The 22413-nt window shown below is 75.7% G+C and carries 17 protein-coding genes; 6 read left to right on the forward strand and 11 right to left on the reverse strand.

Annotated elements, in window-relative coordinates; genetic code table 11:
- Positions 1–21 precede the first annotated feature (21 nt).
- A complete protein-coding gene (locus tag ASF47_RS16390) occupies positions 22–1545 on the forward strand; it encodes a flotillin family protein (protein ID WP_056865044.1) in 1524 nt (507 codons plus the stop codon).
- Complete coding sequence (locus ASF47_RS16395; RefSeq protein WP_056865045.1) at positions 1542–2660, forward strand: hypothetical protein; 1119 nt, start codon at positions 1542–1544, stop codon at positions 2658–2660. The genes ASF47_RS16390 and ASF47_RS16395 overlap by 4 nt, the downstream gene beginning before the upstream one ends.
- Positions 2661–2768: 108 nt before the next feature.
- Here the strand turns inward: ASF47_RS16395 and ASF47_RS16400 are convergent, their stop codons facing one another.
- The 5 genes from ASF47_RS16400 to ASF47_RS16420 form a co-directional block, all read right to left on the reverse strand.
- Positions 2769–4238 carry an NAD-dependent succinate-semialdehyde dehydrogenase gene (locus ASF47_RS16400; protein WP_056865046.1) on the reverse strand — a complete coding sequence of 490 codons (1470 nt, stop codon included), beginning with the start codon at positions 4236–4238 and terminating at the stop codon, positions 2769–2771.
- A gap of 245 nt (positions 4239–4483) precedes the next feature.
- Positions 4484–7360: a helix-turn-helix transcriptional regulator gene (locus ASF47_RS16405; RefSeq protein WP_082500421.1), complete on the reverse strand. Its 2877-nt coding sequence runs from the start codon at positions 7358–7360 to the stop codon at positions 4484–4486.
- 692 nt (positions 7361–8052) lie between these two features.
- Positions 8053–10056, reverse strand: coding sequence for a penicillin-binding transpeptidase domain-containing protein (locus tag ASF47_RS16410; RefSeq protein WP_056865048.1), 2004 nt, complete (start codon positions 10054–10056; stop codon positions 8053–8055).
- A 123-nt stretch (positions 10057–10179) separates the two neighbouring features.
- Positions 10180–11283 carry an SGNH/GDSL hydrolase family protein gene (locus tag ASF47_RS16415; RefSeq protein ID WP_082500422.1) on the reverse strand — a complete coding sequence of 368 codons (1104 nt, stop codon included), beginning with the start codon at positions 11281–11283 and terminating at the stop codon, positions 10180–10182.
- A gap of 62 nt (positions 11284–11345) precedes the next feature.
- Positions 11346–11765 (reverse strand): MerR family transcriptional regulator, encoded by a 420-nt coding sequence (locus ASF47_RS16420; protein ID WP_056865291.1) that lies wholly within the window; start codon positions 11763–11765, stop codon positions 11346–11348.
- A 221-nt stretch (positions 11766–11986) separates the two neighbouring features.
- Here ASF47_RS16420 and ASF47_RS16425 point away from each other — a divergent pair, with 221 nt between their 5' ends.
- Positions 11987–13054, forward strand: coding sequence for an NAD(P)/FAD-dependent oxidoreductase (locus ASF47_RS16425; protein WP_082500424.1), 1068 nt, complete (start codon positions 11987–11989; stop codon positions 13052–13054).
- A 15-nt stretch (positions 13055–13069) separates the two neighbouring features.
- Here the strand turns inward: ASF47_RS16425 and ASF47_RS16430 are convergent, their stop codons facing one another.
- The 3 genes from ASF47_RS16430 to ASF47_RS16440 all read right to left on the reverse strand — a co-directional run bounded on the left by ASF47_RS16430 (position 13070) and on the right by ASF47_RS16440 (position 17270).
- On the reverse strand, positions 13070–14923 hold the full coding sequence (locus ASF47_RS16430; protein ID WP_082500425.1) for a DEAD/DEAH box helicase: 1854 nt from the start codon (positions 14921–14923) through the stop codon (positions 13070–13072).
- 130 nt (positions 14924–15053) lie between these two features.
- On the reverse strand, positions 15054–16883 hold the full coding sequence (glmS, locus tag ASF47_RS16435) for a glutamine--fructose-6-phosphate transaminase (isomerizing) (protein WP_056865049.1): 1830 nt from the start codon (positions 16881–16883) through the stop codon (positions 15054–15056).
- A 99-nt stretch (positions 16884–16982) separates the two neighbouring features.
- Positions 16983–17270, reverse strand: coding sequence for a hypothetical protein (locus ASF47_RS16440; protein ID WP_056865050.1), 288 nt, complete (start codon positions 17268–17270; stop codon positions 16983–16985).
- Positions 17271–17566: 296 nt separating this feature from the next.
- Here ASF47_RS16440 and ASF47_RS21205 point away from each other — a divergent pair, with 296 nt between their 5' ends.
- The 3 genes from ASF47_RS21205 (at position 17567) to ASF47_RS16450 (ending at position 19672) form a co-directional block, all read left to right on the forward strand.
- A complete protein-coding gene (locus ASF47_RS21205) occupies positions 17567–17716 on the forward strand; it encodes a hypothetical protein (protein ID WP_156697959.1) in 150 nt (49 codons plus the stop codon).
- A 206-nt stretch (positions 17717–17922) separates the two neighbouring features.
- Entirely contained in the window at positions 17923–18531 is a 609-nt protein-coding gene (locus ASF47_RS16445) for a YceI family protein (RefSeq protein WP_056865051.1), read from the forward strand.
- Between the two features lie 397 nt (positions 18532–18928).
- A complete protein-coding gene (locus ASF47_RS16450) occupies positions 18929–19672 on the forward strand; it encodes a DedA family protein (RefSeq protein WP_056865052.1) in 744 nt (247 codons plus the stop codon).
- A 72-nt stretch (positions 19673–19744) separates the two neighbouring features.
- On the opposite strand, the gene ASF47_RS16455 is transcribed toward ASF47_RS16450, so the two are convergent.
- The 3 genes from ASF47_RS16455 to ASF47_RS16465 form a co-directional block, all read right to left on the reverse strand.
- Positions 19745–20506, reverse strand: a complete 762-nt coding sequence (locus tag ASF47_RS16455) for a TetR/AcrR family transcriptional regulator (RefSeq protein ID WP_082500426.1) — start codon at positions 20504–20506, stop codon at positions 19745–19747.
- A 67-nt stretch (positions 20507–20573) separates the two neighbouring features.
- Positions 20574–21212 carry a hypothetical protein gene (locus tag ASF47_RS16460; RefSeq protein ID WP_056865053.1) on the reverse strand — a complete coding sequence of 213 codons (639 nt, stop codon included), beginning with the start codon at positions 21210–21212 and terminating at the stop codon, positions 20574–20576.
- A 19-nt stretch (positions 21213–21231) separates the two neighbouring features.
- Positions 21232–22356, reverse strand: coding sequence for an FUSC family protein (locus ASF47_RS16465; protein ID WP_156697960.1), 1125 nt, complete (start codon positions 22354–22356; stop codon positions 21232–21234).
- Positions 22357–22413: the final 57 nt, after the last annotated feature.

Genomic DNA, 22413 nt, shown 5'->3' on the forward strand with positions numbered 1-22413 from the left:
GCACCGTCCGAAAGGCCCCCCATGGACCTGCTCATCCCCCTCGGTGGACTCCTCGTCCTCCTCGTGCTCCTCGTCCTGCTGGTCACCAGCCGCTACAAGGTCGCCGGACCCAACGAGGCCTTCATCGTCACCGGGCGCAAGGGCAAGGCGGTGCTCAACCCCGAGACCGGCGCCCTCACCACCGACCTGTCGGGGCAGAAGGTCATCCTCGGCGGCGGCACCTTCGTGATCCCCTTCGTGCAGAAGCTCGCCACCCTCGACCTGTCCTCGCGCCGCATCTCGGTGCAGATCCGGGGCGCGGTCTCGGGCCAGGGCATCAAGCTCAACGTCGAGGGCGTCGCCATCGTCAAGGTGGGCGGCAACGCCGACCAGATCCGCCTGGCCGCCCAGCGCTTCCTCTCGCAGCAGGCCGACGTCGAGCCCTTCACCCAGGAGGTGCTCGCGGGCGCGCTCCGCTCGATCGTGGGCGGGCTGACCGTGGAGCAGATCATCCGCGACCGCGCCGCCTTCGCCCAGCGCGTGGCCGACGAGTCGGAGAACTCCCTGACCGGCCAGGGCCTGATCCTCGACACCTTCCAGATCCAGGACGTCACCGACGACGGCTCCTACCTCGCCGACCTCGGCCGCCCCGAGGCCGCCCGCATCGGCCAGGCCGCCTCCATCGCCGAGGCCAACGCCCGCCAGGCCGCCGAGCAGGCGCGGATCAAGGCCGAGGAGGAGATCGCCATCGCCCAGCGCGCGCTGGCCCTCAAGCAGGCCGAGATCAAGGCCGAGACCGACGCGGCCTCCGCCAACGCCGCCTCGGCCGGACCCCTGGCCCAGGCCGACCGCGACCAGGCGATCCTGCTGGAGCAGGAGAAGGTGGCCGTGCGGCAGGCGGCGCTCACCGAGCGCAACCTCGAGACCGAGGTGCGCAAGCCCGCCGACGCCGCGCGCTACCGCGTCGAGCAGGAGGCCGAGGCCGCCCGGTCGGCCGAGATCGCCGCCGCCGAGGCGCGCAAGGCCGCCACGATCGCGGCCGCCGAGGCTGCCGCCGAGCAGGCCCGGCTCAACGGTGAGGCCGAGAAGTCACGGCGTACGGCGCTCGCCGAGGCCGAGGCGATCGAGGGCGCACGACGCGGTGAGGCCGAGCGGTCGCGGCGCGTCGCGGAGGCCGAGGCCACCCGCGCCGAGGGCGAGGCCACCGCGGCCGCCACCCTCGCGGTCGGCCAGGCCGAGGCAGAGGCGATGGACAAGCGCGCCGAGGCCTTCGCCCACTACAACGACGCGGCGGTGCTCCAGATGCTCATCGAGGTGCTGCCGCAGATCGCCCGGGAGGTCGCGGCCCCGATCAGCGCCATCGACCAGCTGACCGTCATCTCCTCCGACGGCGCCGGCGCCCTGCCGCGCCAGGTCACCGACAACGTCACCCAGACGCTGTCGATGCTCAAGACCTCCACCGGCCTCGACCTCGAGGCCCTCATCAAGAGCTCCGTGGGCAAGGCGGCCGTCGGCACCGGCCTCGAGGCCCCGGCCGCCGGCGGCACCGGGCGCACCGGGGCGTGAGCGGGGGCGCGACCAAGGCCGCTCGCGCGGTCGGGACGGCGGTCCTGGCCATCGCCTCGGTGCTGGCGGGCCTCCTGCTGCTGGCCTTCGGGGCGCGGGCGGTCGCCGTGCCGTGGCTGCGGTGGATCGACCTGTGGGTCGCCGACGGCGACGAGCGGCGCGTGGTGCTGGCCGTCGTGGCGTGGTCGTGGGCGCTCGGGCTGCTCGTGGTCGGCGTGCGCGCGGCCCGGCGGCGGTGGGGGCGGGCGGCGTCGGCGGGCTGGTTGCTCGTGGCGGCGGCCGCGCTGCCGGTCTTCGCCTTCGTGCCCGGCCGCAGCAGCGGTGACAACGGGGCGAGCACCGTCACGCGCGAGGCCCTCGGCCCCCTGGCACAGGTCGGCGGCCCGCTGGCCGTCGCCGCCTTCGTGACCTTCCTGTCCGTGGTCGGCCTCGCCGTGGCCGTCGTGCGCCCCCGCCCGGGCGACTCGCCCCGCACCCGGTGGCTGCGCCGCCCGCTCGGCACGGTGGTGGCCTGGTCCCTGGTGGCGGCCGTGCTCGCCGGCGTCATGGCGGCCTACGTCGACCCCACCCCCACCCGCGGCTCCTGGCTGGACCGGACCGCGCGCGCCGTGGCCGGCGGCGACGAGGGGGTGACGGGGGGCTTCGAGATCGGCCTCGACACGCGGCGCGCCGAGGTCGTGCCCTGCGAGGAGGCGGCCGGGCTGCTGAGCGTCGAGGGGGAGGCGCCGGCCCTCGAGGGGTGCCGCTCCGCCCTGGTCGTCGACGCCGTCGGCCGCACGGGCGAGGGTGCGGCGCGCCGCGACACCGGGGCGCTGGGCGCCGTGGTGGTGCAGACCCGGACCCTCGACCAGCTCGACGCCCTCGACCGGGCCCTCGACGACGCCGAGCTCGTCGGCGACCTGACCCCCGACTCGGCCGAGCCCGTGCTGGTCAGCCCGGCCGCGCGGTCCTACGCACTCGTCATCGCCGCCGAGGACCCCGGCGACGCCCCGCTCGGCGAGGGCGCGGCCCATCGACCCCTCACCCGCGCCCTGGCCTACACCGTCATCGGCACCGCCGTCGGGCTCTACCTCGGCCCGCCCGAGGTCGGCGGCGGCCCGGGCGACGGGCCCTGACGCCCCGCCCGCGGACCTGCCGCCCCGTCGTGACGGGGCGCCGGAGGGGCGGCGGAGCGGCGGACAGGGCGTGACGGCGCGCGGCCGCGGCCGGGAGCGCGCCGCGGGTCAGCCGGCGGGGAGGGCGACGTAGGTGGTCTCGAGGTACTCCTCGATGCCCTCGAAGCCGCCCTCGCGGCCGAAGCCGCTGGCCTTGACGCCGCCGAAGGGGGCGGCGGGGTTGGAGATCAGGCCGGTGTTGACCCCGACCATGCCGAAGTCGAGCCGCTCGGCCAGGCGGATCGTGCGGGACAGGTCGCGGGTGTAGACGTAGGAGGCCAGGCCGTACTCGGTGTCGTTGGCGCGCTCGACGGCCTCGTCCTCGGTCTCGAACGTCGTCACCGGGGCGACCGGGCCGAAGATCTCCTGGCGGTTGAGGTCGGAGCCGACGGGCACGTCGAGCAGCACGGTCGGGGGGTAGAACCAGCCGTCGCCGCCCAGCGGGGTGCCACCGCACACGACCTTCGCGCCGCCCTCGACGGCGTCGGCGACCAGGGCCGTCACCGACTCCACGGCCTTGGCGTCGATGAGGGGGCCGACGTCGACGCCCTCGTCCTGGCCGCGGCCCACGGTGAGGGCGCCCATGCGCTTGCCGAGCTTGTCGGCGAACTCCTCGGCCACCGAGGAGTGCACCAGGAAGCGGTTGGCCGCCGTGCAGGCCTCGCCCATGTTGCGCATCTTGGCCACCATCGCGCCGTCGACCGCGGCGTCGACGTCGGCGTCGGCGAAGACCAGGAACGGCGCGTTGCCGCCCAGCTCCATCGAGACCCGCTGCAGCTGGTCGGCCGACTGGCGCACCAGCACCTTGCCGACGCCGGTGGAGCCGGTGAAGCTGACCTTGCGCAGCCGGTCGTCGCCCTGGAGCGCCTGGCTCATCTCCCCGGCCCGGGTCGAGGGCACGACGTTGAGCACGCCGTCGGGCAGCCCGGCCTCGCCGAGGATGCGGGCCAGCGCCAGCATGGTCAACGGGGTCTGGGCGGCGGGCTTGACCACCATCGTGCAGCCGGCGGCGATGGCCGGGCCGATCTTGCGGGTGCCCATGGCCAGCGGGAAGTTCCACGGCGTGACGAAGAAGCACGGCCCCACCGGCTTCTTCAGCGTCAGCAGGCGGCTGCCACCGGCCGGCGCCTGCATCCAGCGGCCGTGGATGCGCACGGCCTCCTCGGAGTACCACCGGAAGAACTCGTTGCCGTAGCCGACCTCACCGGTCGCCTCGGCGACGGTCTTGCCCATCTCCAGGCTCATCAGGCGGGCCAGGTCGTCGGTGCGCTCGCGGATCAGCTCGAAGGCCGAGCGCAGGATCTCCCCGCGCTCGCGCGGCGCGGTGGCGGCCCAGGAGGCCTGGGCGGCGACGGCGGCGTCGAGGGCCTCGCGGGCGTCGGCCACCGAGGCGTCGGCGACACGGGTCAGCACCGAGCCGTCGGCGGGGTCGAGCACGTCGAAGGTCTCACCGCCCTCCGCCTCGCGCCAGCGACCGGCGACCAGCAGGCCCCGGTGCTCGTCGGCCAGCAGCGTGCTCGGGACATCCAGACCAGTCATGGGTCCGATCCAACTCCGGCGACACAGTTGTGACAAGTTCCTGACACTCGACCACCGGCGTGGAAAACTCTGGGCTGTCGACTTCGGAGGGAGCACTTCGATGACGACGGTGGACCCCTTGCCGACCCCATGCGGCGAGGGGTTCATCCTTGTGCGGCTCCTGGCTGTCCCCACACACGGACCCCACACGGACGAGCGCGGGCCCTCGGGCCCGCGCTCGCGTCCGTCGACGGCGTCGGGCCGGCTCAGGCGCCGGGGTCGCGCAGCAGCGAGGCGAGCTGCGTGCGCGAGCGCACGTCGAGCTTGCGGTAGATGCGGGTCAGGGTCGCCTCGACGGTCTTGACGCTCACGTAGGTCCGGGCGGCGATCTCGCGGTTCGACGCCCCCGCGGCGACCTCACGGGCGATACGGGCCTCGGTCTCGGTGAGGCGGTCGAGCAGCGGGGTGCCGACGGTCGCGGCCGCCGGGTCGAGCTCGGCGCGCACCTGCTCCACCCACGTGCGGGCCCGCAGGTCGGTGAAGAGCGCCAGCGCCTCCTCCAGGCCGGCGCGCGCCGCCGCGGCCCGGCGCCGGCGCCGCTCCAGGTGGGCACGGGCCACCAGCGTGCGCCCCTGGTCGACGCGCATGCCGAGGTCGGCGCAGACCTTGGCCGCCCGGTCGAGCAGCAGCACGGCGCCCTCGGCGTCGCCGCGGGCGGTGAGCAGCTCGGCCTCGGCGCGGTCGAGCTGGGCGCCCACCCCGTCGGTGCCGCTGCGACCGTCGAGGGCGCGGCGGGCCTCGGCGAGCACGCCGGACGCCTCCTCCAGCCGCCCCAGGCGCACCAGGGCGGTGACCAGCTCGTGCTGCCACCGGTTGACCGTGGGGTCGACGACCCGGCTGCGCTGCTCCATGCCGCGCACCCGCTCCAGCGCCCGCGCCGCGCCCTCGGCATCGCCGCCGCGCAGCAGGGCCTGCCCCAGCAGCACGAGGTGGCGCTGGAGGTAGCGCGCGTCGCCGCTGTCCTCCGCGGCCGAGGCGCCCTGCCCGGCCAGCCGCCGGGCCCGGTCGAGGTCGCCGGCGACCAGCTCGGCCTGGGCCTGCACGAACCAGGCGGTGTGGGGGTCGAGCCCGAACTCCGCCCCGACGCGGGCCGCGCGCGCGGCGTACTCGACGACCTCGCGGCCGTGGCCGGCCCGGGCGCCGACCTCGACCAGGCAGCGCAGCACGTGGGCCTCGTCGGTGCCGGCGCCCCGCTCGACCTGGGCCAGCATGGCGCGGAAGGCGCTCCAGGCCTCCTCCAGACGGTCGTCGTAGAAGGCGAAGCGGGCGGCCATGTAGCCCGGCGAGGTGTGCACCAGCCCGTCGGCGCCGGGGCCGGGCCCGGCCAGGTCGACGGCGCGGGCCAGGGTGGCGTCGTGGGGGCCGCCGAGCCAGCGGTACGCCGCGGCCAGCGCCGTGAGCGCCGCGGCGCGCCCGGTGTCGTCGCCGGCACGGCCGAGCAGCTCCACGGCCTGCTCCGCGCGGCGGATCGACTCCTCGGGGCGCGCCTCCATGAGCGCCACGCGGGAGCGCTGCAGCAGCACCATCGCGACCAGCCGGTCGTCGTCGCCCGCGTCGGAGAGCGCCACGGCGAGCACGTCGTCGAGGGTGCCGGCCGGCGAGCCCGCCAGCTCGGCCAGCGCCAGACGCACCCGCACGGTCTGCTCGGCCGTCGGCGCGGCGTCGAGGAAGTCGGCGAGCGCGCCGCGCACCAGGTCGACGTGGTTGCCCGGCGCGGCGGTCTCGATGCCGGTGGCCAGCCACTCCGCGCGGCTCCCGGCCAGGTCGGCCGGGGCCCGGTCGGCGGCGAGCACGTAGAGCTCGGCGGCCAGGTCGCGCGCGCCCGCCGCGGCGGCGTCGCGGGCGGCGTCGGCCAGCTCCCGGGCCAGGTCGGCGCGCGGGCGGGGATCGGCCAGGGCCCGGTGGCGGGCCCGCTCGGCCGGACGCACCGCGGCCTCCGCCAGCTCCTCGTGCAGCGCGGCACGGCGCGCGGCCGGGGTGAGGTCGAGCAGCACCGAGGCCAGCCGGGCCGGGGTGAAGCGCACCTCGCCGTCGCCGGAGGCGTCGGCGAGGTGGGCGCCGCGGCCGTCGACGACGAGGCCCGCGGCCACCGCGACCCGGATGTCCTCCTCGGCGGCGATCCGACCGCTGCGACGCAGCTGGCGCACGGTCGGGCGGTGGAGCAGCGCGGCGCGCAGCAGGGTCTCGCGGGGCTCCTCCGGCAGGGCGAGCAGCCGCTGGCGCAGCACCCGCTCGATGCTGACCGGCAGCGGCACGGGTCGCCCGAGCAGCGCCGGCTGGTCGCGCAGCGCCCCGGCCAGCGCCAGCGCCAGCGCCGGCACACCGGCCGCGTCGAGGTGCACGCGGTGGGCCACCTGGGCGGGCAGGCCCAGCGGCGCGAGCAGGTCGATGGTCTCGGCGACCTCGAGCGGCGGCACGGTGAGGACGTGGAGGTCGACCAGCGCGGCGGGGTCGGAGTCGATGCCGTCGCCCGGCCCGAGCGAGGCCACCAGTCCCACCCGGTCGCCGAGGCGGCGGCGCGCGTAGCCGACGACCACCGACGACTCCGCGTCGAGCCACTGCACGTCGTCGAGCAGCAGCAGCACCCGCAAGCGGCGCGAGACCAGCTCGAGCAGGGCCTGCAGCGCGCGACCGAGGGCCACCAGGAGCGGCTCGTCGACCGCGAGGACGGCAGGGCGGGCCGGCTCGCCCGGGGGCGCGCCGGTCGGGGGCTCGAGGCCGGGGTCGGGCTCGAGCTCGGGCTCGGGGCGGGGGTCGCCGGAGGGGGTGGAGGGGGTGCCGCGCAGGCCGTCGGCCACCGGGGCCCGCGAGGTCGGGGGGAGGGCCTGGAGCACCTGCTCGACCGCGGCCGCCGGCAGCTGGGCGACCAGGTCGCGCAGCGCGGCGAGCGGCAGCGACCGCTCGGCCGGCACCCCCGCGGCGCGCAGGACGAGCTGGCCGGCCTCGCCGCCCGCGATCTCGAGCTCGTCGAGCAGCGCGCTGCGTCCGATGCCGTGCGGGCCCTGGAGGGCGACCGGCACTCCCCGCCCGAGCAGGTCCGTGACCGCTGCGAGCAGGCCGCGACGACCCACGAGTCGAGACATGAGGCGGTCAGCCTACGACCCCCGACGCGCTCGTCCCGCACCGACGAGCGTCGCCCCGAGGTCGGCCGGGTAAAGGTTCTGCCCCCCGCCGGGAGGGGCCTCGCGGTGCGCCCCACGGGCGCCTCCGGGTCGTCCGGGCGGGCCGCGCCGGGCCCGGATCGCCCCGCTGTGGGACCCCGCCGAGGGGCCCCGCCGAGGGCTCGGCCGTGCACATGACCGACCGAGGCGTTGTCCGGGGCCCTGGCGTCATGCGTTGGGTGGATGCGCATCCACGTCCCGTATGACGTCCTGTCCGAGGCTGTCCGCCCGGGTCCCGGGCGTCATGCGTTGGGTGGATGCGCATCCACGCCTCGTATGACGTCCTGCCCGAGGCTGTCCGCCCGGGACCCGAGCGTCATGCGTTGGGTGGATGCGCATCCACATCTCGTACGACATCCTGCCCGAGGCTGTCCGCCCGAGACCCGGACGTCATGCGCCGGGTGGATGCGCATCCACATCTCGTACGACGTCCTGCCCGGGGCCGTCCGCCCGAGACCCGGACGTCATGCGCCAGGTGGATGCGCATCCACATCTCGCATGACGTCCTGCCCGGGGCCGTCCGCCCGAGACCCGGACGTCATGCGCCAGGTGGATGCGCATCCACATCTCGCATGACGTCCTGCCCCGGCCGTGCGTCCGGGGCCCGGGACGGCTCAGCGGGCGGCGCGCAGGAAGCCCTCCAGCAGGGGGCCGGCGGTCGCCGAGCCCGACTGCCCCTCGTCGACGTACACCGCGACAGCGAGGTCGCCCTGGGCGGCGACCATCCAGGCGTGGGTCAGCACTCGGCCGTCGCGCTCGAACTCCGCCGTGCCGGTCTTGGCGATCACCGGCGGGCCGGGCACGTCGGCCAGGGCCGACCCGCTGCCCTCGGTGACCACGGCGCGCAGCATGCCGCGCAGGGCGCCGGCCTCCTGCGCGCTCAGCGGGTCGACGTCGCCCGACGGCGTCGCGCGCACGTCGTCGAGGAGCCACGGCAGCGTGAGCTCCCCGGCGGCGACGGTGCCGACGACCGAGGCCATGGTCAGCGGGGAGGCCAGCACCGTGCCCTGGCCGATGAGGTCGGCGGCGGCACCGGTCTCGGTGGTCGGGGGCTCGATGCTGCCGAAGTACGCCGGGAACCCCAGGTCGTGGTCGACGCCCAGGCCCAGGGTGGCCGCGGCGTCGGCCAGGTCGGTGTCGCCGAGCCGGTCGCGCTGGCTGATGAAGGCGGTGTTGCAGGAGTTGGCCACGGCCGTGCGCAGGGGCACCTCCCCGGTCGCGCCGGCGGGGTAGTCGGAGTAGTTGGTGAAGCGGCGCCCGTCGACGACGACCGAGGTGGTGCACGGCACGGTGCTGGCGGGGGTCAGCCCGGAGCGCAGCAGCGCCAGGCTGCTGACGATCTTGAACGTCGACCCCGGTGCGGCCTGGCCGAAGGTGGCGAGGTTGAGGCCGTCGCTGCCGGGCCCGTTGGCGGCGGCGAGCACCGCGCCCGTGCTGGGGCGCAGGGCCACGATCGCGCTGCCGGGGCCGACGTCGGCCAGCAGCCGCTCCGCGCTCGACTGCAGGTCGCGGTCGAGGCTGAGGCGCAGGTCGGTGCCGTCGACCTCGTCGAGGCGGAAGAGATCGCGCTCGCCGCGGTTGCGCACCATGGCCCCGGAGTCGGCGGGGGTCGCGTTGACCACCACCCCGGGGGTGCCGCGCAGCTGCGCGTCGTACCTCGCCTGGAGGCCCGACAGGCCCGCCTCGTCGCCGGGGGCGTAGACCGCGGGGTCCTCCTCGACCATCTCGGCCGTGACCGGGCCGACCGTGCCCAGGATCGGCGCGGCGAACTCCCGGGTCGGCGCCAGCGGGAGCGAGTCGGCCACGGCCAGCGCCCCGGTGATCGAGCGGTAGTCGCGACCCACCCGCTTCGGGACCTCGAGCTGGCGGTAGGTGATCGCCTCCACGAAGGCCTCCTCGCCCGCGGCCTCGACCCGGGCGGCGTACGGCGCGACGTCGACGCCCACCAGCCGGGCCAGCGCCCGGGCGGCCGGCAGGGCCTGGGCCGCGTCGCGGAACTGGCTGCGGTCGAGGCCGAAGCGGGTCACCGGCCGGTCGGTGACCAGCACCTGGCCGCCCGCGCCCACCAGGTCGCCGCGCGCCGGGGTCACCGGCGTGGCGTCGAGCACCTCGTCCTCGCCCAGCGTCGGCTCCACCAGCCGGGGCTCCCAGGCCACCAGCCAGGCGTCGTCGCGCTGCACGAGCCCGACCTCGGAGTCGTAGGTCCACGGCTGCGGGTCCTCGCTCCCGCTCTCGGCCCCCTCGGCGGCCGGTGCCGGCTCGACCAGGGGCCACGACCAGGTGAGCGTGGCGGTGGCGTCGGTGCCGTCCTCGACCACCTCGCCCGCGGTGACCACGGGGGTGACGTCGCCGAGGCCGCCGACCACCGCGTCGAGCAGGGCCTGCACCTCCTCGCCGCTGTCGCCGGCCCACGCCACCGTCGTCACGTCGCCCGCCGACAGCGCCGCGGCGAGGTCCTCGACCACCGGGGCCGGGTCGGGCCCGCCGACGGTGTCGGCCACCTGGTCGCAGCCGCTCAGCACGGTGGTGAGGCCGAGCGCGGCGGCCGCGAGCGTGCCGGCGCGCCGGCGACCGGGCCTCCGGGGGGTGCGGTCGTGGGTGGTGCGTGGTGCCTGCATGACGTCCCTTCTACGTGACGGTGGTCGTCTCCGCAGGGGTGACGCGCGGGAGGCCCGATCGGTTGCCGCCGAGCCGTGACCGGCCCCGGACCAGTGGCGGGTCGGTGGCGGGTCAGTGGCGGGTCAGTGGCGGGCGGCCCAGCGGTCGAGGTCGGTGATGCCGGCGCGGCGGGCGGCCGCGCGGGCGGCCGGGGTGGTCAGGTCGGGGGCGGTGACCGTCTCCGGCTCGATGGCGGCGTCGAGCCGGGCGTACCGGCGCTGCTGCGCGGCCAGGGTCGCGCCCTGGGCGTCGGCGGCCCGCAGCAGGTCGGCGTCGATGCGCGGGGCCGACGTGGCGACCCGACCCAGCGCGCTGCCGGTCAGCAGGGGCGAGACGAGCGGGGTGTAGCCGGAGGAGTGGCCGAGCTGGTTGGGGTGGTAGCTCTCGCTCACGGGGCTGGAGAAGCCGTTGAGCCACTCGACGTCGTCGCAGACCGCGTGGCCGGTGAACCGGCTGGTCGGGTTGGCGAAGCCGAAGCCGCGCGCGGACGCGGCGGCGGCCAGGCGGGCGTTGAGCTGGTCGGCGGTGGCGTTGAGGCGCGTCTCCTCGGCCGGGGAGAAGAACGTGGCGGCGTTGCAGTCCTCGCCCATGAAGACCCGCGGGTAGCCGACCACGACCACCCTCGCCTGCGGCGCGCGGCTGCGGATGGAGCCGTAGAGGGTGGAGAGCCGGCCCGGGAGCGTGCCGGCGATGAAGGCCTGGGCCTGGTCGACGGCACCGCCGCAGTCGCTCATCCAGCCGGGCAGCGCGCACTCGGTGAGCACGTCGGCGAAGCCCGCGTCGTTGCCGCCGACGGAGATCGTGACGTAGGCCGTGCTCGCCGAGAGCGCGCCGAGCTGCGCGGTGGTGACGTCGGGGATGGTCGCGCCCGAGCAGGCGCGGAAGGTCAGCGCGTAGCCGCGCTGGGCCGCCACGAGGCTGGGGTAGGCCCGCGTGGAGCGCTGGCAGGAGGTGCCGTCGTCGAGGTAGCTGCGGGTGCCGGTGCCGGAGGAGTAGGAGTCGCCGAGCGCGACGTACGACGGCGCCGCCGCGCTCGCGGGGGCCGCGGGCAGGGCCACCGCCGCCAGCGGGGCGAGCAGCACGGCGGCGAGGGCGGCCGCCCGCCCGGAGCGGGCCCGACGGGCGGGCCGCGGGCCCCGCGAGGGGGCCGGCGACCGGAACGAGCGTGACGACGCGAGCAGGGGCATGACGGACCTCCGGGTGCGCCCCCGTCCCGAGCGGCGCGGGGTCCCTCGCAACCTAGGCCCGCTCAGCCTCCGCGGGAAGGGCTCGCGGGAGCAGCAAGGGGTTTCCCGAAGGCGTGCTCGCGCCCGGCCAGGAGGTCCTCGACGCCAGCCTCGAAGCGCGGGCAGGTGGCGATGTCGTGGGCGCGGCAGCGCAGCGCGTGCTCGGTCATCTCGCGGGAGCGGCGCATCTCCTCCATGCGGCGGTCGAGATCGGCGAGGTGGCCCTCCAGCACCTCGTGGCGGTCGCGCGCCTCCGCGTCGAGCAGCACGACGATCTGCTCGAGGGTCATGCCCGCGGCCTTGCTGCGCAGCACGACCGCCACCCGCACGACGTCGTCGCGCACGTAGCGCCGGCGCCCGGCGCCGTCGCGGGCGGGCCGGAGCAGCCCGACGTCCTCCCAGTGCCGCAGCACGTGGGTGGCCAGACCGAAGCGCGCGGCCACCTCCCCCACCGACCACGGCGGCTCCCCACGGCCGGGCGGTGCGGCGGGGGCCGACGGGGTGGAGGGGGAAGGGGAGGGAGAAGCGGCGGGAGAGGTGCCCGGGCCGTCCTGGGGCGCCGGTGACCGGGGGCTTGACTTCATGTCGACATGAAGTCACAGCATCGTGGTGAGGGCAAGCGCCCCGCCCGTCAGGGCCCGACACCACCGCCGAGGAGCCAGCCATGAGCCACCCCACCGACACCGACCATCCCTCCGGTCCCTCCGACCCCACCGACGACCGCCGCAGCACCGCAGCGGACGCCCCGGTCACCTCCGAGCAGGTCGACGTCGTGGTGCTCGGCGGCGGGCCCGCCGGCCTCCAGGCCGCGCTGACCCTCGGCCGCTCGCACCGCCGGGTCCTGGTCGTCGACGGCGGTCACTACCGCAACGACCCCGCCGCTCACCTGCACAACTTCCTCACCCGCGACGGCACCCCGCCGGCCGAGCTGCGGGCGATCGGGCGCGCGGAGCTCGCGGCGTACGCCGGCGTCGAGGTGCGCGAGGCCCGCGCCAGCGCGGTGGAGGCCGCCGGCGACGACCTCGCCGACGGCTTCGTGGTCACCCTCGAGGTCACCGGGGAGCGCGCGGGCGCCGGGCAGCGCGTGCGTGCGCGCCGTGTGCTGCTGGCCACCGGGCTGCGCGACGTGCTGCCCGCGGTGGCGGGGCTGGAGGACCTGTGGGGCGACCTCGCCGCGCACTGCCCCTACTGCCACGGCCACGAGCTGTCGGGGCGGGCCGTGGCGCTGCTGGGCAGCCACGACCACCTGCCGCGCATCGCGGTGCTGCTCGAGCGCACCGCCTCGCGCCTGGTCGTGCTCACCGACGGCGCGTCGCTGCCCGAGGCGACCGCCGCCGCGCTCGCCGGACTCGGCGTGGCCGTGCGCAGCGAGCCGGTCACGGCCCTGCACCGCACCGGCGACGGCGTGCGCGCCGAGCTGGTGGGCGGGCCCGACGAGGAGGTCGGCGGGATCTTCGTGGCGCCGGTGCTCGAGCAGGCGGCGCCCTTCGCCGCCCAGCTCGGCCTGGAGGTGCTCGCCTCCGGCGGCGTGCGCGTCGACGCCATGGGCCGCACCAGCCGCCCCGGGGTCTTCGCGGCGGGCGACCTCGCCCACGTCGCCGAGCTGCCGATGGCCCCGGCCTCGGTGCTGGTGTCCGCGGCCGCGGGTCAGCTCGCCGCAGCCGCCGCCGACGCCGACCTGGTGGCCGAGCGCCTGGCGGGGCTCACGCGGCGGGTGCCCGCCCCGGCCTGAGGGCCGGAGCCGGGCTCAGCCCTTGTGGCGCGGCTTGCGCGGCGGGCGCTCGGCGCCGCCGGCCGAGCTGCCGCCCGCGCCACCGGAGGGGCCGGAGCGGCGCACGGGGCCGCCGCCGTCCTCGCGCAGCTCGATGAGCTTGCCGGAGATGCGGGTGCTCTCGAGCTTGGCGTAGACGCCCGGGTCGAGGTCGGCGGGCAGCTCCACCAGCGAGAAGTCGGGGCGGATCTGGATGTGCCCGAAGTCCCCGCGGCGCAGGCCGCCCTCGTTGGCGATGGCGCCGACGATCTGGCGCGGCTCGACCTTGTGGCGCTTGCCGACCGAGATCCGGTACGTCGCCATCGGCACGTCGCTCTGGCCGCGGCGCGGACCGCGGTCGCCGCGCTCGGGCCGGTCGCCGCGGCCCGGGCGGTCGGGGCGCTCGGCGGGCTGGCGCATGGCGCGGTCGGCCTCGGCGTCGAGCAGCAGCGGGGTGTCGCCCTGCGCGACCACGGCGAGCGCCGCGGCCACGTCGACCTCGGGCACGTCGTGCTCGTTCATGTAGTGGGTGACGATGTCGCGGAACCGCGCGATGCGGGCCGTCTCGCCCAGCGCGGCGGTGATCGCCTCGTCGAAGCGGGTCAGGCGGGTGGAGTTGACGTCCTCCACGCTCGGCAGCTGCATCGGCACGAGCGGGGAGCGCGTGGCCTTCTCGATGTGCTTGAGCAGGTAGCGCTCACGCGGGGTGATGAAGGAGATCGCGTCACCGGAGCGACCCGCGCGGCCCGTGCGGCCGATGCGGTGCACGTAGGACTCGGTGTCGGTGGGGATGTCGTAGTTGACGACGTGGCTGATGCGCTCCACGTCGAGGCCGCGGGCCGCGACGTCGGTGGCCACGAGGATGTCGAGCTTGGCCGCCTTGAGCTGGTTGACGGTGCGCTCGCGCTGCACCTGCGCGACGTCGCCGTTGATGGCGGCCGCGGAGAACCCGCGGGCGCGCAGCTTCTCGGCGAGGGTCTCGGTCTCGTTCTTGGTGCGGACGAAGACGATCATGCCCTCGAAGTTCTCGACCTCGAGGATGCGCGTGAGGGCGTCGACCTTCTGGGGGTAGCTCACCATCAGGTAGCGCTGGGTGATGTTGGCCGCGGTGGCGGTCTTGTTCTTGACCGTGATCTCGGCCGGGTCGCTCAGGTACTGCTTGGAGAGCCGGCGGATCTGCGGCGGCATGGTCGCGGAGAAGAGCGCGACCTGCTTGTCCGAGGGGGTCTCGGCCAGGATCGTCTCGACGTCCTCGGCGAAGCCCATGTTGAGCATCTCGTCGGCCTCGTCGAGCACGAGGAAGCGCAGCTCGGACAGGTCGAGGGTGCCCTTGTCGAGGTGGTCCATGATCCGGCCCGGGGTGCCGACCACGATGTGCACGCCGCGGCGCAGGGCGCTGAGCTGCACGCCGTAGGCCTGGCCGCCGTAGACGGGCAGGACGTGCACGCCCTTGATGCTCGCGGCGTACTTCTGGAAGGCCTCGCAGACCTGCAGCGCCAGCTCGCGGGTCGGGGCCAGCACGAGCGCCTGCGGGGTCTTCTGGGAGACGTCGAGGCGCGAGAGGATCGGCAGCGCGAAGGCGGCGGTCTTGCCGGTGCCGGTCTGCGCCAGGCCGACGACGTCGCGGCCGTCGAGCAGGGTGGGGATCGTGGCGGCCTGGATGGCCGAGGGGGTCTCGTAGCCGACGTCGCGCAGCGCCTTGAGGACCTGGTCGGAGAGGCCGAGGTCGGAGAAGGTCGGCTCGGTCCGCGCCTCGGCGGCGGGCGTCGCGGGCTCGGTCGCGGGCTGGGCAGCAGGCTCCGCGGCGCTCTCGGGAGCGGGTGCGTCGGCCGGTACGTCAGAAGGGCTCACCCGTCAACGGTAGTCGCTCGGCGCGGCGGCGGCGGATTCCGCGTCGCGGAGGGCTGGGTCACGTCGGCTCCCCGTCACCCCGCGCACGCCCCGCGCGCGCCCGCCCGCCGCCGTGCCGAGCGGCCCGCGCTCACTCGACGGTGACCGACTTGGCGAGGTTGCGCGGCTTGTCGATGTCGTGGCCCAGGTGCTTGGCGGCGTGGTAGGCCAGCAGCTGCAGCGGGATGGTCAGCAGGATCGGGTCGAGCTCGCGCTCGAGGTGGGGCACGTCGATGCGCACGACGTCGAGACCGCCGAGGTCGACGCCGGGGTGGGTCACCACGACGAGCGGACCCTTGCGCGCCGCGATCTCGTGCAGGGCGGCGACGTTGCGCTCGGTGAGCTCGTCGTCGGGCACCACCGCGACGGTGGGGACCTCCTCGGAGATCAGCGCGAGCGGGCCGTGCTTGAGCTCGGAGGTCTGGTAGGCCTCGGCGTGGCGGTAGCTGATCTCCTTGAACTTCTGCGCCCCCTCGCGCGCCACCGGGAAGCCGCGCACCCGCCCGACGAAGAACAGGCTCTCGGCCTCGGCCAGGCGCTGGGCCACCGCGGCGAGGGCGTCCTCCTGGGCCAGCACCTCCTCCACGGCCGCGGGCAGCGCCTGCAGCCCGGCGATGAGGCGACGCCCGTCGGCCACCGAGAGGTCGCGCACGCGTCCCAGCTGCAGCGCGAGCAGCGAGAAGCCGAGGAACATGTTGGTCAGCGCCTTGGTGCTGGCCACCGCCACCTCGGGCCCGGCGTGGAGGTAGATGCCGGCGCCGCACTCGCGGGCGATCGCGCTGCCCACGACGTTGACCAGGCCGATGACGCGCCCACCCTTGCGCTGGATCTCCTGCACTGCCAGCAGCGTGTCGACGGTCTCGCCGGACTGGCTGACCGCGACGTAGAGCGTGTCGGGCTCGATGACGGGGTTGCGGTAGCGGAACTCGCTGGCCGCCTCGGCGTCGGCGGGGATCCGGGCGAGCTCCTCGATGAGCGAGGCGCCCATCTGGCCCACGTAGTAGGCCGAGCCGCAGCCGAGCACCTTGACCCGGCGTACGGCACGGGTCTCGCGCGGGTCCATCTCCAGACCGCCGAGGTGGGCGGTGCCGAAGCGCTCGTCGAGGCGACCGCGCAGCACGCGCTCGGCCGCGGCGGGCTGCTCGAGCATCTCCTTGCGCATGAACGACTCGTGGTCGCCGGCGTCGTAGGAGGTCGGGTCGACGTCGACCTCGGCCGCGGTGCGGGCCACGCGCGTCAGGTCGTGGCGGAAGGTCGTGAAGCCGGCCGGGGTCAGCGTGGCGATCTCGCCGTCGGCGAGGTGGGCGACCGTCGTGGTGTGGCGCACGAGCGCGGCGAGGTCGGAGGCGACGAGCATCTCCTTCTCACCCACGCCGATGATGAGCGGGCTGCCGTTGCGGGCCACCACGATGCGGTCGGGGAAGTCGGCGTGGACCACCGCGATGCCGTAGGTGCCCTCGACCGCGGCCAGGGCCTCCACCACGCGCTCCTCGAGGGTCTCGGCGACCGAGCGGCCGATGAGGTGCGCGAGCACCTCGGTGTCGGTGTCGCTGGTGAGGGTCACCCCGTCGTCGGCGAGCCGGGCGCGCAGGGCGGCGGCGTTGTCGATGATGCCGTTGTGGACGACCGCGACGTCGCCCTTCTCGTCGGTGTGCGGGTGGGCGTTGACGTCGTTGGCCGGGCCGTGGGTGGCCCAGCGGGTGTGGCCGATGCCGCTGCGGCCCGAGAACCGCTTGGGCAGGTCGCTGCCGAGGTCGCGCACGCGGCCGGCGGCCTTGACCACCTTCACGGCGGGCTCGCGGCCCGCGCCGACGACGGCGAGGCCGACGGAGTCGTAGCCGCGGTGCTCCAGGCGGGTCAGGCCCTCCAGGATCAGGGGTGCTGCCTGCTGGGCGCCGATGTAGCCGACGATGCCGCACATGGTGGGTCCTCTCGGGGTTCGTGGTGCTGGTGCGTGGGTGCTGGTGCGTGGGTGCCGGCGGGTGGTGGCGCTCGGGTGGGAGCCGGCGCGCGGGCGGGCCTAGCCGTGGACGATGCGGCGCATCTGCCGGTCGGTGAGGCGGGGGGCGGCGACGAGTCGCTGGGCCAGCTCGTCGCGCACGAGGGCGAAGATGTCGGCGTTGCGCACGCCCGCGGAGCGCAGCTGGGCGTGGCGGCGGCGTACGACCTCCTCGACCGGCTGGGCGAGGAAGTCGACGACGTCCTGCGCGACGCGCAGGGCCTCGGGTCGGCTGAGGTCGGTCGTGGCGCTGAGGTGGTCGACGAGCGGGGCGAGCGGATGCTCTCGGAGGTCGTCGGGTGCGCGCACCGCCAGATCGTGACCGCGGCAGCCTCGACCTGCCAACTTCCTGCCCGATTTCGGGCAGGAACGACCGAGCCGGACGCCTGCTCGCCGACCGGGCCAGCGGCAGCTCCGGCCATGACCGGGTCGGGCGGGGCCCGGCCCGACCACGCGCCCGGATCGACCGGGTGGAGCGCCGTGGTGACGCCGCGCGGTCGATCACCCCTCCAGGTGGAGCAGGGGAGCGAAGTGGCGGCAAAATCCGCCCGTCCGTGTGGAGCCGTGCTACCTTTGGTGAACAGAAGATGAACAGGAGGTGTCCCATGCTGAACTCGCAGATGACCGGAGCCCTGACCCAGACCTGGGTGACCGTCACCGACAGCAGCGGCCGCACGCGCCTGGAGGCCCACTGGGTCGACCCGACGCTCGACGTCCGGAGCGCAGCTCCGATCCAGACGCCTCACGCAGCCTGAGCGACACGCACGAGGAGCCGCGACCCACCGGGGGTCGCGGCTCCTCGTCATTTCCGGGCCGACGGGGCCGTGTCGACGATGGTCCAGACCGCCTCACCACCGCGGGCCGACGGCGGGAATGAAAACGGACCTCGGTCCGGTTGTGGGTAATTGAAAGTTCCACTAGCGTGGACGAGCACCCACACCACAGACCTCAGGAGCACACCATGGGCATCTTCAGCCGCTCGAACGACAAGACCACCGGCGCCACCGCCACCTTCGACGCCCCCACCAGCGTCGTCTCCGACCTCACCGGCGACTACACCATCGACCCCAGCCACAGCCGTCTCGGCTTCAGCGCCCGCCACGCGATGGTCACCACCGTCCGCGGCCAGTTCAAGGACTGGAGCGGCACCGCCCACATCGACACCGCCAACCCCGCCGCCTCCTCGGTGACCCTCAGCATCGTCACCGCCTCGATCGACACCGGCTCCGCCGACCGCGACGGCCACCTGGTCTCCGGCGACTTCTTCGACGCCGAGAAGAACCCCACCATCACCTTCACCTCGACCGACGTCAGCCGCGACGGCGACGACTGGACCATCACGGGCGACCTGACGATCGCCGGCACCACCAACTCGGTCGCCATCGAGTTCGAGCAGACCGGCTCGGCCACCGACCCCTTCGGCAACACCCGCGTGGGCTTCGAGGGCGCCTCGGCCCTCAACCGCAAGGACTTCGGCCTCACCTGGAACGCCGCCCTCGAGACCGGCGGCGTCCTCGTCTCCGAGAAGATCAAGCTCGAGTTCGACATCTCGGCGATCAAGAACGTCTGATCCACCCGTCCCCGGCAGGGGACGCAGCAAGACCGCGCCGACCGGCACACCCGGCGGCGCGCGACACCACACGACGGGGCCCCGGTGATCCGGGGCCCCGTCGTCGTCCTGCGACGCGACCCCGGTGGGTCCACCAACCCGCCCGCCGCCGCCCGCCGCCGCCCGCCGCCGCCCGCCGCCGCAGGGCCGCCCTAGGCCCCGCACCGGCGCGTCCGGCCAGGCTGTCGGCCCAGACCCGCACCTGTCGGCCCACGCGTCGGCCGACCAGTGCGGGTTTCACCGGCCGACCGGTGAAACCCGCCACCAGCCACAGCGACCCAAACGGAATAAATCCTCCGGTTGCGTTGTCGGACCTGTCGTCCCACCGCACCCGGCGGCGGACGGAGCGGGGGACCCGATGACCTTCCTGCTGGGCTTCCTCCTGGCGCTCGCCGAGTCGTCGCTCGGCCTGGGGGCCGTACTGCCCGGCGAGGTCGCGATCACCGGGCTGTCGGCCGCGACCGACGGGACCGGAGCCTCGGCCCTGCTGGTGCTCGCGGTGGCCCTCGGGGCGACCAGCGGCGACCACCTCGGCTACCTGCTGGGCCACCACACCGGGCCGCGGCTGCGGGCCGGCCGTCTCGTGGGGCGCCTCGGTGTCGCGCGGTGGGACCGGGCCACCGACCTCGTCGCACGCCACGGCACGACCGCGGTGCTGGTGAGCCGCATGCTGCCCTTCGTGCGCACCGTCATGCCCGCGGTCGCCGGCGCTGCCCACCTGCCCTACCGGCGCTTCCTGCCCGCCTCCGTCGTCGGTGCGCTCGCGTGGGCCTCGGCCTGGGTCGTCGCCGGCAGCGCGATCGCGGCCAGCGGCGTGCTCGACCACCTCGGCACCGCCGTGGTCGTCCTCGCCGCGTCGCTCGTCGTCGTCCTGGCCGCACGCCACGTCGTACGCCGGCGCCGCGCGGCCGGTCGCACGCTCGCACCCGTGGCTGCCGTGGCCCCGGTGGCCGCCGCGGCGGTGCCGGCACGCGGACCGGTCGACCGGGAGTCGACCGGCGGGCACCTGACCGACGGGCACCCGGACGGCGGTGAGCCGAGCAGCGAGGAGCCTCCCGGGTCCCGACGCCCGCGGTGTCGCGACCGGCTGCCCGTCTGCTGAGCCGTCCCCACGGGTCCAGCCGCCCTCGAGCCCGACCTCGGTCCCGGCCGTGACCGACAGGTGGGGCCGGCCTCAGCGCCGGCGGCCCGGACGGGCCTTGTGCGCCACCCGGGCCAGCTCGGCCTCGTCGGGGCAGGCCCGCGGCAGCGGCGTGGGCCGCTCGGGGCGGGCGCGCAGGCCGTCGAGCAGGATGGCGAGGTAGCGGCGCCACAGGTCGGGGGTGGCCTCGGTGCCGATCTGGGAGACCGCGCGGGAGAGCACCGCCAAGTCGAGGGGAGCGACGTCGTCGCGCAGCAGCCCGGCGGCCTGGGCCCGCGCGACGACCGCGCCGACCGCCGGCTGCATGCGCTCCCGGGCCCGCTCGAGGCGCTCGGCCCCGCGCAGGCCGTCGCCCAGCACCTCGCTGAGCCCCCGGTCGCAGGACTGGGCCGCGACCGACTCCTCCAGGAACCACACCAGGGCCTCCCACGGGTCCTCCCTCTCACCCGCGCGCGCGGTGAGCGCGACCAGCTCGTCGAGGCGCCGGGCGAAGAGGGCGTCGATGAGGTCGTCGCGGTCGGGGAAGCGGCGGTAGACCGTGCCCACGCCCACCCCCGCGCGACGCGCCACCTCCTCGAAGCCGGCCTCCAGGCCGCGCTCGGCGAAGACCGCGCTGGCGGCGTCGAGGATCAGGCGCCGGTTGCGCTCGGCGTCGGCGCGCAGCGGCCGCTGGCCGTCCTCCACACCCGGGTCGCCCGGGTCACCCGGATCGGGCGCACGGCCCGGGTCGATCGAGCCACCGGGGTCCGGGTGCGCGGGGTCGGCCGCGTGGGGGCGCTGCGAGCCGGGAGCCATGTCCGGCACCGTAGCCGCCGGCGGCAGGCTCCGCTCGCGGCGAGGACCGGCGGCGCCGCTCCCGCCCTCAGCCGCGCTGGGCCCCGGGCACCTCGACGGTGGTCACCACGGTCGTGACCGACGGCCGGCGGGGCGTGGAGGAGAAGCCGAAGCGCGGGGGCGGGCTCACCGGCGCCAGCGCGCCGAGGTCGCGGCCCTCGAGGTGCCCCGTCGCGGCGCGCACGCGGTGGTGGTCGGTGGCGCCGTACCACTCCCGTCGACCGCCGCCGGCGCTGCCGCGGGTGCGGACCCCGCGCAGCACGAGACGGGCCACGACGTCGGTGAGCGAGCACCAGGCCGGGCTGGTCGCCACCCGGTCGGGCACCAGGGCCAGCAGCCGGCCCAGCGCGGTGCGGCGGCCGACGACGAGGTCGAGGTCGAGGGAGGGCGAGCGCACGGACCAGGCGGTCGCCGTGGCCACCGCCGTCACCGGCTCGATCCGCACCTCGTCGAAGGAGTACGTCGCCCCGATGAAGTCGGCCGCCTCCCGGTGCGGGGCGATCAGCACGCGGTGCCCGTCGGGCCCTTCCACCATCGCGTCGGAGAAGCGGCCCAGCGGGGTGTCGTGCCAGTGCCCGACCACCACCCGCACCCCGCTGGCGCTGCCGACGCCGGCGATGCGACCGACGAAGCGCTGCCGACGGGGACGCCCTGACCGGCGGGTCACTGGGGGGTCACTGGGCTGGTCACTCGGCGGCCTCTCCGCCCGCGGCCACCCGGGCCCGGCGGCGCACGACCGTGGACAGCGGCAGCGGCGGCTGGCCGAGGGGGTTGGCCGCGGCGACCTCGTCCATGGCGTCGAGGATGTTGCGCAGGTTGATCATCAGGCCGCCGAAGACCGGCCACAGCTCCGGGGTGGGCTCCTGCGCGCCGATCTGGTCCACCAGCAGATTGAGCCGGGAGCGCACCTCGCGCAGCGGCTCGGGATCGGCGTCCTTGACCGCCTCGCCGGCGGCCACCAGCAGCGCGACCCACCCGGCCCGGAAGGGGTCGGCCCAGTCGTCGCGGCAGGTGGTCTCGTGGCCGAGGGTGCGCGCCATGCTGCGGGTCTCCGCGACCGCCTGCTCCATGCGGCGCAGCAGGGAGTACCACTGCCGGGGGTCGCGCAGCTCGTGGGCCGAGCGGCGCGGGTTCATCCGCGCGCTCTCGCGGGCCTGGCGCACCAGCGACCAGGCGTTGTCGAGCTCGCCGTCGAGGTCGCGGGTGCGGTCGATCCAGTCGTCGACGTCCTCGTCGCTGCAGCCGTCGGTCAGCCCGCGACCGATGTCGACGAGGAGGGCGCCGATGGCGTCGTCGATGCGGTCGAGCGCCACGACCGCCGTACGCCGCCGCAGCGGCGGCCACACCAGCAGGTTGACCAGCAGGCCGACGCCGATGCCGATCGCGGTGTCGGCCAGGCGCGAGACGAGCATGCCGTCGTTGTCGGAGAAGCCGGTGGTGAGCACCACGAGGGCCGTGGCCGCCACGGCGGTGGACTCCTCGCCGAACCACGGCAGCGCGCCGATGGCCAGCCCGAGCGCCAGCACCATGACCACCGCCGCGGTGTCGAGGCCGAGCACGTTGCCGGTCGCCCAGGCGAGCAGCACGCCGGTCACGGCGGCGGCGACCTGGCGCACGCCGCGCGAGAAGGTGCGGTAGACCGTGGCGTGCACGACCAGCAGCGCCGCCCACGGCGCCAGGAACGACTGCGGCAGCTCGAAGACGCTCGTGGCCAGCACCCAGGCGAGCACCGCCGCGAGCACCGTCTTGGCCAGCTGCGTGACGTCGTTCCAGAAGATCGGGTCGCGCGCGCGTGCAGTCCAACCGGGCATCAGGCGACCGTAGCCAGCGCCGGCGACCGGCGTCACACCCCGGTGGTCGAGCAGCGC

Source organism: Nocardioides sp. Leaf285, assembly GCF_001422955.1.
Taxonomy (GTDB): domain Bacteria; phylum Actinomycetota; class Actinomycetes; order Propionibacteriales; family Nocardioidaceae; genus Nocardioides; species Nocardioides kribbensis.

Excerpts from the sequence above, each read along its gene's own strand:
- ASF47_RS16425 (WP_082500424.1), top strand. The coding sequence starts at position 11,987 with ATGAGCCACCCCACCGACACCGACCATCCCTCCGGTCCCTCCGACCCC.
- ASF47_RS21205 (WP_156697959.1), top strand. The coding sequence starts at position 17,567 with ATGCTGAACTCGCAGATGACCGGAGCCCTGACCCAGACCTGGGTGACC.
- ASF47_RS16410 (WP_056865048.1), bottom strand. The coding sequence starts at position 10,056 with ATGCAGGCACCACGCACCACCCACGACCGCACCCCCCGGAGGCCCGGT.
- ASF47_RS16405 (WP_082500421.1), bottom strand. The coding sequence starts at position 7,360 with ATGTCTCGACTCGTGGGTCGTCGCGGCCTGCTCGCAGCGGTCACGGAC.
- ASF47_RS16455 (WP_082500426.1), bottom strand. The coding sequence starts at position 20,506 with ATGGCTCCCGGCTCGCAGCGCCCCCACGCGGCCGACCCCGCGCACCCG.
- ASF47_RS16445 (WP_056865051.1), top strand. The coding sequence starts at position 17,923 with ATGGGCATCTTCAGCCGCTCGAACGACAAGACCACCGGCGCCACCGCC.
- ASF47_RS16400 (WP_056865046.1), bottom strand. The coding sequence starts at position 4,238 with ATGACTGGTCTGGATGTCCCGAGCACGCTGCTGGCCGACGAGCACCGG.
- ASF47_RS16450 (WP_056865052.1), top strand. The coding sequence starts at position 18,929 with ATGACCTTCCTGCTGGGCTTCCTCCTGGCGCTCGCCGAGTCGTCGCTC.
- ASF47_RS16465 (WP_156697960.1), bottom strand. The coding sequence starts at position 22,356 with ATGCCCGGTTGGACTGCACGCGCGCGCGACCCGATCTTCTGGAACGAC.
- ASF47_RS16415 (WP_082500422.1), bottom strand. The coding sequence starts at position 11,283 with ATGCCCCTGCTCGCGTCGTCACGCTCGTTCCGGTCGCCGGCCCCCTCG.
- glmS (WP_056865049.1), bottom strand. The coding sequence starts at position 16,883 with ATGTGCGGCATCGTCGGCTACATCGGCGCCCAGCAGGCAGCACCCCTG.
- ASF47_RS16390 (WP_056865044.1), top strand. The coding sequence starts at position 22 with ATGGACCTGCTCATCCCCCTCGGTGGACTCCTCGTCCTCCTCGTGCTC.